12 protein-coding genes are annotated in these 15,230 nt (G+C 51.1%); 2 read left to right on the top strand and 10 right to left on the bottom strand.

Annotation, left to right across the window (positions count from 1 at the left end):
* Positions 1 to 6 precede the first annotated feature (6 nt).
* The 9 genes from nuoI to lrhA all read right to left on the bottom strand — a co-directional run bounded on the left by nuoI (position 7) and on the right by lrhA (position 10,895).
* Positions 7 to 549, bottom strand: coding sequence for an NADH-quinone oxidoreductase subunit NuoI (nuoI, locus tag EH207_RS11765; protein WP_137714157.1), 543 nt, complete (start codon positions 547 to 549; stop codon positions 7 to 9).
* A gap of 14 nt (positions 550 to 563) precedes the next feature.
* Entirely contained in the window at positions 564 to 1,541 is a 978-nt protein-coding gene (gene nuoH / locus EH207_RS11770) for an NADH-quinone oxidoreductase subunit NuoH (RefSeq protein WP_137714158.1), read from the bottom strand.
* Entirely contained in the window at positions 1,538 to 4,264 is a 2,727-nt protein-coding gene (gene nuoG / locus EH207_RS11775) for an NADH-quinone oxidoreductase subunit NuoG (protein ID WP_137714159.1), read from the bottom strand. The genes nuoH and nuoG overlap by 4 nt, the downstream gene beginning before the upstream one ends.
* A 126-nt stretch (positions 4,265 to 4,390) precedes the next feature.
* Positions 4,391 to 5,740: an NADH-quinone oxidoreductase subunit NuoF gene (gene nuoF / locus EH207_RS11780; protein WP_137714160.1), complete on the bottom strand. Its 1,350-nt coding sequence runs from the start codon at positions 5,738 to 5,740 to the stop codon at positions 4,391 to 4,393.
* On the bottom strand, positions 5,737 to 6,282 hold the full coding sequence (gene nuoE / locus EH207_RS11785; RefSeq protein WP_137714161.1) for an NADH-quinone oxidoreductase subunit NuoE: 546 nt from the start codon (positions 6,280 to 6,282) through the stop codon (positions 5,737 to 5,739). The genes nuoF and nuoE overlap by 4 nt, the downstream gene beginning before the upstream one ends.
* 2 nt (positions 6,283 to 6,284) lie before the next feature.
* Positions 6,285 to 8,084, bottom strand: a complete 1,800-nt coding sequence (nuoC, locus tag EH207_RS11790) for an NADH-quinone oxidoreductase subunit C/D (protein ID WP_137714162.1) — start codon at positions 8,082 to 8,084, stop codon at positions 6,285 to 6,287.
* A 98-nt stretch (positions 8,085 to 8,182) separates the two neighbouring features.
* The gene (locus tag EH207_RS11795) at positions 8,183 to 8,857 is read right to left on the bottom strand and encodes a NuoB/complex I 20 kDa subunit family protein (RefSeq protein WP_137714163.1); all 675 of its coding nucleotides are present in this window, start codon (positions 8,855 to 8,857) and stop codon (positions 8,183 to 8,185) included.
* Between the two features lie 17 nt (positions 8,858 to 8,874).
* Complete coding sequence (locus tag EH207_RS11800; RefSeq protein ID WP_137714164.1) at positions 8,875 to 9,315, bottom strand: NADH-quinone oxidoreductase subunit A; 441 nt, start codon at positions 9,313 to 9,315, stop codon at positions 8,875 to 8,877.
* A 668-nt stretch (positions 9,316 to 9,983) separates the two neighbouring features.
* Entirely contained in the window at positions 9,984 to 10,895 is a 912-nt protein-coding gene (gene lrhA, locus EH207_RS11805; protein WP_137714165.1) for a transcriptional regulator LrhA, read from the bottom strand.
* A 498-nt stretch (positions 10,896 to 11,393) separates the two neighbouring features.
* Between lrhA and EH207_RS11810 the strand changes: the two genes are divergently transcribed.
* Positions 11,394 to 12,608, top strand: coding sequence for a pyridoxal phosphate-dependent aminotransferase (locus EH207_RS11810; protein ID WP_137714166.1), 1,215 nt, complete (start codon positions 11,394 to 11,396; stop codon positions 12,606 to 12,608).
* Between the two features lie 114 nt (positions 12,609 to 12,722).
* Positions 12,723 to 13,322, top strand: coding sequence for a 5'-deoxynucleotidase (gene yfbR, locus EH207_RS11815; protein WP_137714167.1), 600 nt, complete (start codon positions 12,723 to 12,725; stop codon positions 13,320 to 13,322).
* 30 nt (positions 13,323 to 13,352) lie between these two features.
* Here yfbR and EH207_RS11820 read toward each other — a convergent pair whose 3' ends face one another.
* Positions 13,353 to 15,185 carry an SLC13 family permease gene (locus EH207_RS11820; protein WP_137714168.1) on the bottom strand — a complete coding sequence of 611 codons (1,833 nt, stop codon included), beginning with the start codon at positions 15,183 to 15,185 and terminating at the stop codon, positions 13,353 to 13,355.
* Positions 15,186 to 15,230 lie beyond the last annotated feature (45 nt).

The following is a 15,230-nucleotide window of genomic DNA, read 5'->3' on the forward strand; positions in this document are numbered from 1 at the left end:
AGCTCCTTAGGGCAACAGGCCTTTGACATCAATGGGTTTGGCTTCGTTTTCAGCTTCGCCTTTGTCTTTCCCATCGATCGCCATACCGGCCAACCGGTAAAAGTTGTATTCCGGATATTTACCCGGCCCCGATATCAGCAAATCTTCTTTTTCGTAAACCAGATCCTGACGTTTGTAATCCCCCATTTCAAAATCCGGCGTCAACTGAATGGCTGTGGTCGGGCAGGCTTCTTCACAAAAGCCGCAGAAAATACAACGCGAGAAGTTGATACGGAAAAACTCGGGATACCAGCGTCCGTCTTTAGTTTCGGCTTTCTGTAAAGAGATGCAGCCAACCGGACAGGCCACCGCACAGAGGTTGCAAGCCACGCAACGCTCCTCACCATCGGGATCGCGCGTCAGTACGATCCGTCCACGATAGCGTGGCGGCGGGTTCACAGGCTCTTCAGGATACATCTTGGTTTCACGCTTTTTAAACGCGTTCGATCCCACCATACAGATACTGCGTACCTGGGTGCCGAAACCAACCACTAAATCTTTTAATGTCATGGTTTATTCACCCCTTATTGAGCGTTGTACAAAATGACCGCGGCTGTCGCCAGCAGGTTCAGTAAGGTTATCGGCAGACAGACTTTCCAGCCGAAAGCCATCACCTGGTCATAACGCGGACGGGGCAACGCAGCACGAATCAGAATGAACATCATCATGAAGAATGCCGTTTTCAATGCAAACCAGATAAATGGCGGTAACAGCGGACCATGCCAGCCCCCGAAGAACAGGGTCACAATCAGCGCGGAAACCGTTACGATACCGATATATTCCCCCACAAAGAACAAACCGAATTTCATGCCGGAATATTCAATGTGGTAACCATCGGCCAGTTCCTGCTCTGCTTCCGGCTGGTCGAACGGATGGCGGTGACATACCGCAACGCCTGCGATAGCGAAAGTCACGAAACCGAAGAATTGCGGGATCACATTCCACAGATGCGCTTGCGAATCCACAATGTCGCGCATGTTGAACGAGCCAGCCTGAGCAGCCACGCCCATCAGGGAAAGTCCCAGAAACACTTCATAACTCAGCGTTTGCGCAGATGCACGAACGGCGCCCAATAACGAGTATTTGTTGTTGCTCGACCAGCCGGCAAACAACACCGCATAAACCGCCAGTCCCGCCATCATAAGGAAAAACAGCAGACCGATGTTCAGGTCGGAGACGCCCCAGGTAGGGCTGACCGGGACAATGGCGAAAGCCAATAACAGTGAAGTAAACGCGATCATCGGCGCCAGCGTGAAGATGACTTTGTCAGTAAACTTCGGCACCCAGTCTTCTTTGAAGAACATTTTGATCATATCGGCGACAAGCTGCAACGAACCGCCCCAACCTACTCGGTTCGGCCCGTACCGCCCCTGGAACAACCCCAGCAGCTTGCGTTCGCCCATACTCATGAACGCGCCGCAGGTCACGACGACCAACAGGATCACGATCGATTTTCCCACTGAGCTCAGAATCTCAAGAATTTCCGGTGTTAACCAACTCATTGCGCAGCCTCCCGCAGATTTTCAACGGTCGCACCCACCAGAACCGGGGCAATTCCCGGGAGTCCAAGCGGTAAACCAACCTGTCCCTGACTCAGTTCGACACTCAAACGCAGCGGCAAACGCAACGTCTGACCATCACAGGTCAGTTCCAGCAATGCGCCAGCATTGACGCCCAACGCCGCCGCATCAGCAGGGTTAACCATCACATAAGGTTCTGGCATACGCTGTTGAATTACCGCCGAACGCTGTGACATTTCATCACTGCCGAACAAGTGATAATACGGCGCAACCTGCCAACGCCCCGCTTGTGCGACAAACGCGGATGGAATGTCATCGAAATAGCCCAACGTGCCTTCGCCAGCCTCAATAATACGCACACCAGGATCGCCATGGCGCAGATGTCCGCCGACTTCATCCTGGAATTTGTTCCATGCCTGCGGTGAGTTCCAACCTGGCGCCCAGGCAAAGGGAATTTGCTGACGATCGGCGAGCGGGCTATTGTTCCCTTCCATCGAGAAAGCAAACATCGTGTCTTGATCCTGCGGCTGACGCGGTTCATGCACGCTGATATTGGCGCGCATTGCGGTACGCCCGCTGGCGCGGTTCGGCGAACGAGCCAGCTTTTGCCCGCGAATGCGGAATGATGCATCCGGCGCGGCCTGCTTGATCGCTGATAATTGCGGTAGCGCGGCGACACAGGCATCAATCACATGATCGAGCTGCGTCCAGTCGACCTGACGGCGGTTATAGGTGATAAACAGGGAATGCAGCCAGCGCCAGCTTTCCAGCATGACCACCTTATCGTTGTAGTAAGTAGGATCGTAAACCTGGAAGAAGCGCTGAGCGCGGCCTTCCTGATTGACTAACGTCCCGTCACTTTCCGCGAAACTGGCCGATGAGAGAATAAGCGTCGCTTTCTCCATAATCCGGGTTCGCTGGTGATCCAATACCACCAGATTAACCGCTTTTTCCAGAGCGGCATCAACACGTGTCGCAGAGGCTTGGCGATAAAGATCGTTCTCCAGCACGACAACGCTGTCGGCTTCGCCGTTTTCCAACTGTGCCAGCGCCTCATCCAGCGAACCACCGCCAATCATTGACAGACCAAGGCTGTTTGCCGCGGGCGCGACAAAAGTAATCGCGACGTCAGAACCGCGATTTTTCAGTGCATTAGCCACGTTTGCCGCCGCTCGGATGATCGCCTCGCTACCGGCGTTGGTGCCTGAAATGATCAACGGTTTCTTCGCGCCGGCCAGAGCCTGCACAATAATATCGACCTTTTGATCCAGGCCGGACGCCAGATCGGTCACGGCCGGCGCACTTTCATCCAGAGCATGTGCAATAGCGAAACCCAGACGGGCTTGATCGGCCACGGGCGCACGATAATTCCAGGCCGCAATGTCATCCAGACGGGTATTATCCACGTTGGTGATAAAAAGCGGGTGTTTGGCATGCTGGCCGATATTCATGATAGCCGCGATTTGCCAGTCAGCCACTTTCTGCGCGGCGGCCATTTCACGCGCCTTGCCTTTTACCGCCTGACGCACGGCCAGTGCAATCCGCGCGCCGGTCTGCGTCAAATCTTCACCCAGTATCAGGACCGCATCGCAGCTTTCAATTTCACGCAGCGCCGGGGTTCGCACGCCGCTTTCGCGTAATACTTTCAGTATCAGTTGCAGACGGTTTTGTTCGTCCTGAGCAATGCCGGTATAGAAATTTTCGGCCCCCACCAGCTCGCGCAGCGCAAAGTTACTTTCGATACTGGCGCGTGATGAGCCAATACCGATGGTCTTCTTCGCCTGACGCAGAACATCAGCGGCGCCTTGCAGTGCCTGATCGGCATTCAACGCGATCCAGTCGCTGCCTCGGCGCTGCAATGGCTGTTGAGGACGATCTTTCAGGTTAACGTAACCATACCCAAAGCGGCCACGGTCACATAAGAAGTAGTGGTTCACGCTGCCGTTGAAGCGATTTTCAATACGACGCAGTTCGCCATAGCGCTCACCGGGGCTAGTATTGCAACCAATGCTGCACTGCTGGCAAATACTCGGCGCAAACTGCATATCCCATTTACGGTTGTAACGCTCGGAATGCGTTTTGTCGGTGAACACGCCGGTAGGACAAACTTCAACCAGGTTGCCGGAGAATTCGCTTTCCAACGTACCGTCTTCGGGACGACCGAAATAAACGTTGTCATGCGCGCCATATACGCCGAGATCTTTGCCATCCGCGTAATCCTTGTAGTAGCGCACGCAGCGATAGCAGGCGATACAGCGGTTCATTTCATGAGAAATAAAGGGGCCGAGATCCTGATTGTGATGAGTCCGTTTGGTAAAGCGATAGCGACGGAAGCTCTGCCCCGTCATCACCGTCATATCTTGTAAATGACAGTTACCGCCTTCCTCACACACCGGGCAATCGTGTGGGTGATTGGTCATCAGAAACTCAACTATCGTCTTGCGGAATAGCTTCGCTTCTTCATCCTCAATCGCAATGAACGTGCCTTCTGTAGCAGGCGCCATACAGGACATCACCAGACGACCTCGAGTATCCTCCGCGTTTTGATATTGCTTTACCGCACAAAGGCGGCAGGAACCAACGCTACCCAGCGCCGGGTGCCAGCAAAAGTAAGGAATATCAAGTCCCAGGGACAGGCAAGCTTCAAGCAGGTTGTCTGCGCCGTTAACTTCATATTCTTTGCCGTCTACATGAATAGTAGCCATAGTCAGCATGCTTCCATAATGGCCCGTGTCGCCACGGGCGCTAATCAAAAATTCTGTTGCCGGGGCGGCTTATTCGCGCCACCCGGCGGATACATTGACTGCATCTCGCGCTTATCCGGCGATGTTTTACCAGCGCGCTTTCAACAGGTTAGGCTGAATACCGCCAATCGCTTTAACATTGCCTAAATACTGTTGAGAAACGCCCGCCTCGAATTCTTCCCGGAAATATTTGATCGCGCTTTGCAGTGGTTCAACGGCGCCCGGCGCGTGTGCGCAGAAGGTATTGCCCGGCCCGAGGAAACGGCAAAGCTGCTCCAGCGTTTCAATATCGCCCGGTTGTCCTTCCCCACGCTCCAGGGCACGCAGCAGTTTGACGCTCCACGGCAGACCGTCACGGCAAGGCGTACACCACCCGCAGGATTCGCGCGAGAAAAACTCTTCCAGATTTCGTGTCAGCGAAACCATGTTGATTTCGTGATCGACAGCCATCGCCAGCGCCGTACCTAACCGGCTACCCGCTTTCGCGATATGCTCAAAATCCATCGGCAAATCAAGATGACTGGCCGTCAAGAAGTCTGTCCCCGCCCCACCTGGTTGCCAGGCCTTCAGTTTCAGCCCGTCACGCATGCCGCCGGCATAATCTTCAAGAATTTCACGGGCGGTAGTACCGAACGGCAACTCCCATAATCCCGGATTTTTGACGCGGCCGGAAAACCCCATCAGTTTCGTACCGGCATCTTTACTCTTGCCCGCAGACAGCCCCTGATACCACGCCGCGCCATATTCAATAATTGCAGGTACGTTACACAGCGTTTCGACGTTGTTCACACAGGTCGGTTTTCCCCACGCACCGGCAGACGCCGGGAAAGGCGGCTTGGAACGCGGGTTGGCTCGGCGGCCTTCCAGCGAGTTGATCAGCGCAGTTTCTTCACCACAGATATAACGGCCCGCTCCGGTGTGAACAAACAGCTCAAAATCAAATCCGCTGCCCAGAATATTCTTACCCAGCAACCCCGCAGCGTTTGCTTCATCAATCGCGCGGCGTAAATTCACGGCCGCCTCGATATATTCACCACGCAGGAAGATGTAGCCACGGTAGGCTTTTAGCGCAAAAGCGCTGATCAACATGCCTTCCACCAGCAGGTGCGGAAGTTGCTCCATCAAAAGGCGGTCTTTGTAAGTCCCGGGCTCCATTTCATCCGCGTTGCACAGCAGATAACGAATGTTCATGCTCTCGTCTTTCGGCATCAGGCTCCATTTCAGCCCTGTCGAAAAGCCGGCACCGCCGCGCCCTTTCAGCCCGGCATCTTTGACCAGAGAAACCACCTCATCCTGCGCCATGCCGTTTAATGCTTTTTCCGCGCCGGCATAGCCGTTTTTGCTGCGATATTCGTCCAGCCATACTGGTTGGTTATCTTCACGCAAACGCCAGGTCAGAGGATGTTGCTCAGCAGTCAGGACAATGTTTTTACTCATTGATACTGCTCCAATAACGATTCAATATCTTCAGGCTTCACGTGAGTATGGGTATCTTCGTCAATCATCATTGACGGCCCCTTGTCACAGTTTCCCAAGCAGCAGGTCGGCAGTAACGTGAAACGCCCGTCAAAGGTTGTCTGACCAGGCTTGATGCTGAGCTTACGCTCCAGCGCCGCCTGGACGCCTTGATAACCATTGATGTGGCACACCACGCTGTCGCAATAGCGAATAATGTGACGTCCAACCGGTTGACGGAAAATCTGGCTATAAAACGTCGCAACACCTTCAACATCGCTGGCAGGAATGCCCAGAACATCGGCAATTGCATAGATCGCGCCATCCGTTACCCAGCCACGTTCCTTCTGCACGATTTTCAGTGCTTCAATGGAGGCCGCCCGAGCATCTTCATAATGGTGTTTTTCGTGTTCAATCGCGTTACGCTCGGCGTCACTCAACACAAAAACATTTTCTTTCGTCAGCGAGTCGGCGGCGGGTTGCCCCTGCGCGTCGATATGATCGTGTTTGTTATAATCATGCATAGTTAGCGGTCCACATCTGACATGACAAAATCAATACTGCCGAGGTAAACGATCAAATCGGATACCAGACATCCTCGGATGACAGACGGAATCTGCTGTAGATGCGCGTAACTCGGCGTGCGAATACGGGTGCGGTAGCTCATGGTGCCGCCATCGCTGGTCAGGTAGTAGCTGTTGATACCTTTGGTTGCCTCAATCATTTGGAATGACTCATTGGCAGGCATAACCGGTCCCCACGAAACCTGTAGGAAATGATTAATCAGGGTGTCAATGTGCTGCAACGTGCGCTCTTTCGGCGGCGGCGTGGTCAGCGGATGATCCGCCTTGAACGGCCCTTCCGGCATGTTTTTAAGACATTGCTCCAAAATCCGCAGACTCTGACGCAACTCTTCAACTTTGAGCATCACCCGGCTGTAGCAATCGCTGATGCCATCGCCGACCGGCACGTCAAAGTCAAAATTTTCGTAGCCGGAATAGGGGCGGCGCTTACGTATGTCAAAATCAATGCCGGTTGCGCGTAGGCCCGCGCCCGTCACCCCCCATTCCAACGCTTCCTTGGCATTGTAGGCGGCAACCCCTTGGGTACGGCCCTTCAAGATGGTGTTCTGCAAGGCGGCTTTGACATAGGTGTCCAGACGGGTTGGCATCCAGTCGAGGAATTCACGCAACAGACGTTCCCAGCCGCGCGGCAGATCGTGCGCCACCCCGCCGATACGGAACCACGCCGGGTGCATGCGAAAACCGGTAATCGCTTCAACCAGATCGTAGATTTTTTGACGGTCGGTAAAGGCAAAGAACACCGGCGTCATCGCCCCAACGTCCTGGATAAAGGTACTGATGTAGAGCAAATGGCTGTTGATGCGGAATAGCTCCGACAGCATGACGCGAATCGTCTTAACGCGATCCGGCACCTCAATACCCGCCAGCTTCTCGACAGCCAGAACATACGGCATCTCATTGACACAGCCGCCCAGATATTCGATGCGATCAGTATAAGGAATGTAGCTATGCCAGGACTGACGTTCACCCATTTTTTCCGCGCCGCGATGGTGATAACCCACATCGGGAACGCAGTCGAGCACTTCTTCGCCATCCAGTTGCAGGATGATACGGAAAGCGCCGTGCGACGAAGGATGGTTGGGCCCCATGTTGAGGAACATAAAATCCTCGTTTTCAGTGCCGCGCTTCATGCCCCATTCTTCGGGTTTGAAGGTCAGCGACTCCATTTCCAGATCTTCTTTCTGCTTGGTCAGCACGAAAGGATCGAATTCAGTGGCGCGGGCCGGATAGTCTTTACGCAACGGATGACCTTCCCAGGTATGCGGCATCATGATGCGCGTCAAATGAGGATGGCCGTCGAAGGTTACGCCGAACATTTCCCAGGTTTCCCGCTCATACCAGTTGGCGTTGGGGAACAGCCTGGTCATGGTCGGTAAATGCATATCACTTTCGACCAGCGCGACTTTCAGCATGATGTCGCGGTTACGTTCAATGGAAATCAGGTGATAAAAAACTGAAAAATCAGCGGCAGGTAAACCTTCACGATGCGTGCGCAAACGTTCGTCCATGCCATGTAAATCAAACAGCATGACATACGGTTTCGGCTGTTTTTTGAGGAAAGATACGACTTCCAGTAATTTCTCACGCTTGACCCATACGACCGGAACGCCCGTGCGGGTTGCCTGTACAGTAAATGAATTTGGCCCAAAACGGTTACACAGTTCGCCAATGACCGGATCGTCAAGGTGATCGCGGGTTTGCCAGGCCGGCAGCGCGAGATCGTGTGTCGTTAAATCTGTCATAAATATGTCACCACATTAAATGTGCTATTGCTGTATCTGATCTTGGCCGCACACTGTTATCGTGATATTGCGCGGCCATCCTATTCATCATTTACAGATCAAATCTCATCGGGCGAACGCAGGTTGGTCACTGCGATACGTTCACCGCGTTTGCGTTCCCGTTCGGATTGCATATTGGCGCGGTAAACGCCCTGCTCCCCCACCACCCATGACAGAGGGCGGCGTTCTTTACCAATGGACTCTTTTAACAAGAGCAGGGCTTGCATATAAGCTTCAGGACGCGGTGGACAGCCAGGAATATACACATCAACCGGCAGGAATTTATCAACGCCCTGAACAACGGAATAGATATCGTACATACCGCCAGAGTTAGCGCAGGCACCCATGGAGATCACCCATTTAGGTTCAAGCATCTGTTCATACAAACGCTGGATAACAGGCGCCATTTTGGTAAAACAGGTTCCGGCTACGACCATAAAGTCGGCCTGGCGCGGTGAAGCGCGTAATACTTCAGAACCGAAACGCGCTACGTCATGAACGGCAGTAAACGACGTCACCATTTCAACGTAACAGCAGGAAAGACCGAAGTTATACGGCCATAAAGAGTTTTGACGACCCCAGTTGACGGTATCGTGTAATGCATGTTCGAGTTTGCCCATATAGACGCTACGGTGAACATGCTGCTCCAGAGGGTCGGAAACGATCTCCTGCCGTTGCAGGGGATAACGGTCATTATCGCCGTCCGGCTCTATGCGGGTGAGCGTATAGTCCATATTAAAATGCCTCGCTATTACTGCTGATGAGTGTTGGTAATGTCGGGCATGTCCGATTTAACGACTTGTCTTTTGGAACGAGCGGGAATCCAGTCCAGCGCTCCGATGCGAGCCAGATAAATCAAACCTGCCAACAGCACCAAAATGAAAATGGTAGCTTCGATGAAACCAACCCAGCCACTCTCCCTGATAGAGACAGCCCAGGCGTAGAGATACAGGGCTTCAACGTCGAAGATAACGAAAAACATAGCGACCAGATAAAATTTAGCGGACAAGCGTAAACGCGCTGAACCCACCGCATCAATACCAGACTCGTAAGGCGTGTTTTTAGCTCTGGCCCTCGCTCTCCCACCCAGCAAGAACCCTCCTGTCAGCATCAGACCGCACAGGCCCACAGCAACGATAATGAATAGTGCAAATGCCCAATGGTGAGCGAGGATTTCAGTAGTTGTTGACATACTCTTTGCTTACTCATCAAAAGTAGCGGGTACATTCTGCTCTTTTTCCGGCAGTTACCATTAACTCGCCACATCAATTAAAAGAAAGGATTAAACCACACAAATATTGCGGAAACGTATCAAGTAAAAGCAATCTGCGTGATTCCCCCTGATTTTTTAACTTTTTAAACCTTACTAAGAATAATAGTACTTTACTTTACATTCACGTGGCATTGTTAACACTTTGTGTCTAAATTTGTAGGTAAATCGAGTCAGCAATGTTAACAAATGGAAAATTACTCCATTACTAAGACTACGGATTTGCGAAGCCCACTATACCATTTTCACGAGAAATGCCTGTTCCCCCATAGAGTTATTAGGGATATTTTTTGATCCAGCACACATTTTTGCCAATTTAGTTACTAAAAAAATTAGCAGGGTAGATTTTAGGTGGGAAATGATTTTTCATGATGGCATTTTAAAAAAAACAAACCATCATTTCATAAAAGAAATTTAATCCGGATCGGCATTACAGCGCTTTTGATTTCTGCCGAGAGAAGTCGACGGAGCGAGGTATGACGTTCTTTACACACACATTATCAGTAGCCCGTGATCAATCGGGGGATATCCTTGCTCCCCGAATGATGTCAGCTTGAAATAAAATTACATCGAGCTCGAAGAGATACCCTTCACCCCCGTTCCTCCTGTGCAGTTGCAACAGGAATCACATGTGATGTATTCCCTGACTCAATTACATTAAAGATTGCCGTTGCCAGATCTTTTTCATGGTGCGGACTTTTGCACAGAAAATAACGGGTTTCAGGCAGTATGGGTAAACCGTCCGTTGCGCCGAGCACCTTCAACTCCGGGCTCATCATCTCAACCGAACGAACCGTTACCCCAAGGCCGGCCTTAACCGCAGCACGTACTGCCGACAACGTTGAGGCCACATAAGAAACCTTCCACGGAATCCCCGCCGCTTTCAGTCTTTCCATGGCTAATGTACGGAAAGGACTCGGTTCATCCAATACGACAAGCGAAACCGGTTCTTCGGGTCTGAATTGATAATCTGCCGCGCAATACCATAACGTTGGTGAACTACGTAATAAAACATGGGGAAAGCCAGCGCTATTCATCGTGGTAATCACCAGATCAATCTTTCCGTCTTGTAGCATTTCCAACATTTCCGCACTGCGCTTTACGCTTACCGCTATCGATAATTTCGGAAAAACAGAAGTTATCCGGTGTAAAATATAAGGGAGAAGGGTATCCACGGTATCATCAGAAGCACCGATTGTCAGTGTCCCCTGAATATCGCTATACATTAATGAAATACAAGCCTCATCATTGAATTGCAATATTTTTCTCGCATACCCCAGAAACTGGATACCGTGTTCGGTTAACTGCTTATTGCGCCCATGACGGGCAAACAACTCTTTTCCGATGAGCTGCTCTAAACGTTGCATTTGCTGGCTGACAGCCGATTGGGTCCGGCATACAGCAACAGCTGCGGCTGCAAAAGTGTTTAAATCTGCAACAGCGACAAACGTTCTCAATAGATCGAGATCGAGATTAAGTACTGGTCGATTTGCATTGGTCATACGATTTTTTCACTTATCTATTTTAATTTTTAACAAAAGCATTCCTGGTGTTTTATTACATGTAGTGGGAACAACCCATACATCTGAAGACATTATCGCAGACGCACGATAAGGGCAAAAAAATACTTATATTTCGTTACCACTATCGTCATTTCAATTGATGAATCTCTTTGCCTTAAATGATTCACCAAACTTAATCCTTGCCGGAATAAAAAAGCGCTTCCTTTTTTTCACCCTGAAAAATAAAAATTCTCAGTTATTTAAAATAACCTGATACCGATTGTTGTAGAGAAAACACTTACAAACTGACGCCCCCCCTCCATCAAACCTACACCTCTGGCACTAGTGTACTAGTAGACTCTACCATAGGGTGACAACGCTGACATTCTCAGATAAAGCGATGAACATTCTTCAAAAGACACCACGGGAGGAGTACATTAAGCAGGTTATGCTATTCCACCCAGGAATATGCTTTTCCCGCAAAAGGTTTGTAATTTTATGTCTCCAATTGAAAAATCCAAGAAGCTGGAGAACGTTTGTTATGACATTCGTGGTCCAGTTCTGAAAGAAGCCAAACGTCTTGAAGAAGAAGGTAATAAAGTACTCAAGCTAAACATTGGTAACCCAGCGCCTTTCGGCTTTGAAGCCCCAGACGAAATCCTCGTTGACGTTATCCGCAATTTACCGACAGCGCAAGGGTACTGTGACTCCAAAGGACTGTATTCCGCGCGTAAGGCCATTGTCCAGCACTACCAGGCCCGAGATATGCGCGATATTACCGTTGAAGATGTCTATATTGGCAACGGTGTTTCCGAACTGATTGTGCAATCAATGCAAGCTCTGCTGAACAGCGGCGACGAAATGCTGGTCCCCGCGCCGGATTATCCGCTGTGGACGGCTGCCGTGTCACTTTCTAACGGGAATGCCGTACATTATCTCTGCGACGAAGAAGCCGGTTGGTTCCCCGATCTGAATGACATCCGTAAAAAAATCACGCCGCGTACCCGCGGTATTGTCATCATCAATCCTAATAACCCGACAGGCGCGGTGTATAGCAAAGCGCTGTTGCTGGAAATCGTGGCAATCGCCCGCGAACATAACCTGATTATTTTCGCCGACGAAATTTATGACAAAATTCTCTACGATGATGCCCAGCACCATTCTATTGCGGCGCTGGCGCCTGACCTGCTGACCGTCACCTTCAACGGTTTATCAAAAACTTACCGCGTTGCCGGTTTCCGACAGGGCTGGATGGTCTTGAATGGGCCTAAGCAGCATGCCACGGGCTATATCGAAGGGTTGGAAATGCTGGCGTCAATGCGCCTGTGTGCAAATGTGCCAATGCAGCACGCCATTCAAACTGCGATTGGCGGCTATCAAAGTATCAACGAATTTATCCAGCCCGGCGGGCGTTTGTATGAACAGCGTAACCGCGCCTGGGAACTGATCAATCAAATCCCCGGCGTATCCTGCGTCAAACCCAGCGGTGCGCTCTATATGTTCCCGCGTATTGATGCCAAACGCTTCAATATCCATGACGACCAGAAGCTGGTGCTGGATCTGCTGTTGCAGGAAAAAGTGTTGCTGGTACAAGGAACCGCATTTAACTGGCCCCATCCGGATCACGTCCGTATTGTGACACTGCCACGCATCGACGAACTTGATATGGCCGTCCTCAAACTCGGACGTTTTCTTGAGGGTTATCACCAATAGCCGATGCCGTTTATTGCCGGGTAATTCTCTGTCCGGCGATAATCTGTCTGATTTGCATAATCCCGCCCAAGTGCTCACAATAGATTTCCACCGCGCCGCTGTCTGAGAGATGTTATGAATCAGAGTCACTTTTTTGCTCACTTATCCCGTCTGAAACTGATTAGCCGCTGGCCGCTGATGCGAAACGTTCGCACAGAAAATGTCTCTGAGCACAGTTTGCAGGTGGCTTTTGTCGCCCATGCTCTAGCCGTGATTAAAAACCGAAAATTCAATGGCGATATGAATGCAGAACGCATTGCGCTACTGGCCATGTACCATGATGCCAGCGAAGTGTTGACGGGCGATATGCCTACCCCGATCAAGTATTACAATGCGCAAATTGCTCATGAGTACAAAAAAATTGAGAAGATCGCCCAGCAAAAACTGATCGCGATGCTTCCTGATGAATTGCAGCAGGACTACCGTTCGCTTCTGGATGGGCAATATACCAGCGAGGACGAACGAGCGATTGTCAAACAGGCCGATGCGCTTTGCGCCTACCTGAAATGTTTGGAAGAGTTGTCTGCGGGCAACACGGAGTTTACATTGGCTAAAGCCCGGTTGGAGAAAACGTTACAGCTACGGAATAGCCCGGAAATGGACTATTTTATGGAGGTCTTTATTCCAAGTTTTAGCCTGTCATTGGATGAAATCAGCCAGGACTCTCCGCTGTAATGTTTGCTGATTAACAGCCCACGTTTGCAATCAGAAAGGGTACAGCCACGGCACCATCATTACGCTGACGACCATCACCAGCAGGGTGAATGGCACACCGATTCGGATAAAGTCGCTGAACTTATATCCCCCCGCGACTAACACCAGCGTATTCACTGGTGATGAAACGGGTGTCATGAACGCTGCGGAAGCGGCAATGGCAATGATCATGGCGAAGGGATAAGGTGATACGCCCATTTGCTTTGCCGCGGCTATCGCAATCGGCGCCATTAACACCGCGGTTGCTGTATTTGAGATAAACAGCCCGATAACCGCGCATAACACGAATATACAAACCAGCATGACATGAGGCCCGGCCCCCCCGGCGACATCCATTAACGCATTGACAATCAATGTCACGCCGCCTGTTTGCTGCAAGGCGAGCGCAAACGGCATCATCCCCACAATCAGGATAATGCTTGGCCAGTGAATCGCCCGGTAAGCCCCTTCCATATCAATGCAGCGAAATTTGCCCATCAATAAACAGGCGATCAACGCGGCGATCGCATTGGGAATTTCATCCGTCAGCATCATGGCGACCATTAACGCCAGACAGAATAACGCATGGGGAGCCTGGCTGAGCGCTGGCGTGACAGCGTCCACTTCCGCAGGCAAATTCAGCAACAGAAAATTGTTTTTCTGCGTATGCAACTGCCGGATCATTCGCCAGTCGCCAATGACCAGCAGAATATCGCCGAGCTGAAGTTTCTCATCCGCCAAAACCCCTTCCATCGCCTCACCATTGCGGCGAATGCCGACCACGCTTAACCCATAGCGGCTGCGGAATCCTACCTCATAGAGCGTTTTTCCCAACAGTTCGGAATCGGGAATCAGCGACACTTCCGCCATGCCGACATCTCGCGCCTGTTCTGAAAAATACTCCCCGCGCAGTACCATGGGTTCCAGACGCTGTGAAGTACAGAACTCACGCAGATCAACTTCCGACGCTGACATATCAATCAGCAGAACATCATTCAAACAAAGCTCGGTATTGCCCGCCACGCTGACCATCACACGACGGAATTTTCGCCAGCGTTCAATCCCGACGATATTCGCGCCATAGCGCTGACGCAGACGAAGATCGTCGAGGCGATGACCAATCAAAGGTGAACCGGGGAGAATGGCCAAACGCCGCGCCCTGCCCGTCAGCTTGTAATCTCGTATCAGGTCGCGAAACGTTTTCCTTTTCCAGACATCTTTCGAGGCTTCCGTTTCAGCGCTGCTGAGCCAATAGCGCGCCGCCGTCATGTAGGCAACGCCAATCAACAGCACCACCATGCCTATTGGTGTCACGCTGAAAAAACTGAACCCCTCAATGCCTTCACGTATAAGCTCGCTGCTGACGACCATATTGGGCGGCGTCGCCACCAGCGTCATCATTCCGCTGATAAGCCCGGCGAAGCTTAACGGCATCATCAATCTGCCCGGCGACGTTTTCATTCGTGCAGAGACATTCAGCACAACAGGAATAAAAATAGCCACCACGCCAGTTGAGCTCATAAATGCACCCAATATGGCAACAGTCACCATCAGCAATAACAGCATTTTGAGTTCACTGCTGCCTGCGGCCCGTACCAACCAGTCTCCCACCTGATAGGCAACGCCGGTACGCACCAAACCTTCACCAATAACAAACAGCGCAGCAATCAGAATTACATTCGGATCGCTAAAACCCACCAGCGCCTGAGGCAACGTCAGCGTTCCGCTCAAAACAAATGCGATAATGACCAATAAAGCAACAACATCCATACGTAATTTATTGGTGGTAAACAACACAACGGCGATCAGCAACAGAGATAAGACCCAGAGAAGTTCGCTATTCAAAACGGTTCCCCTGACGGAAAGAGCGTATTGGTGGGAGTACTTTCA

This window comes from Brenneria rubrifaciens (genome assembly GCF_005484945.1).
Classification (GTDB): domain Bacteria; phylum Pseudomonadota; class Gammaproteobacteria; order Enterobacterales; family Enterobacteriaceae; genus Brenneria; species Brenneria rubrifaciens.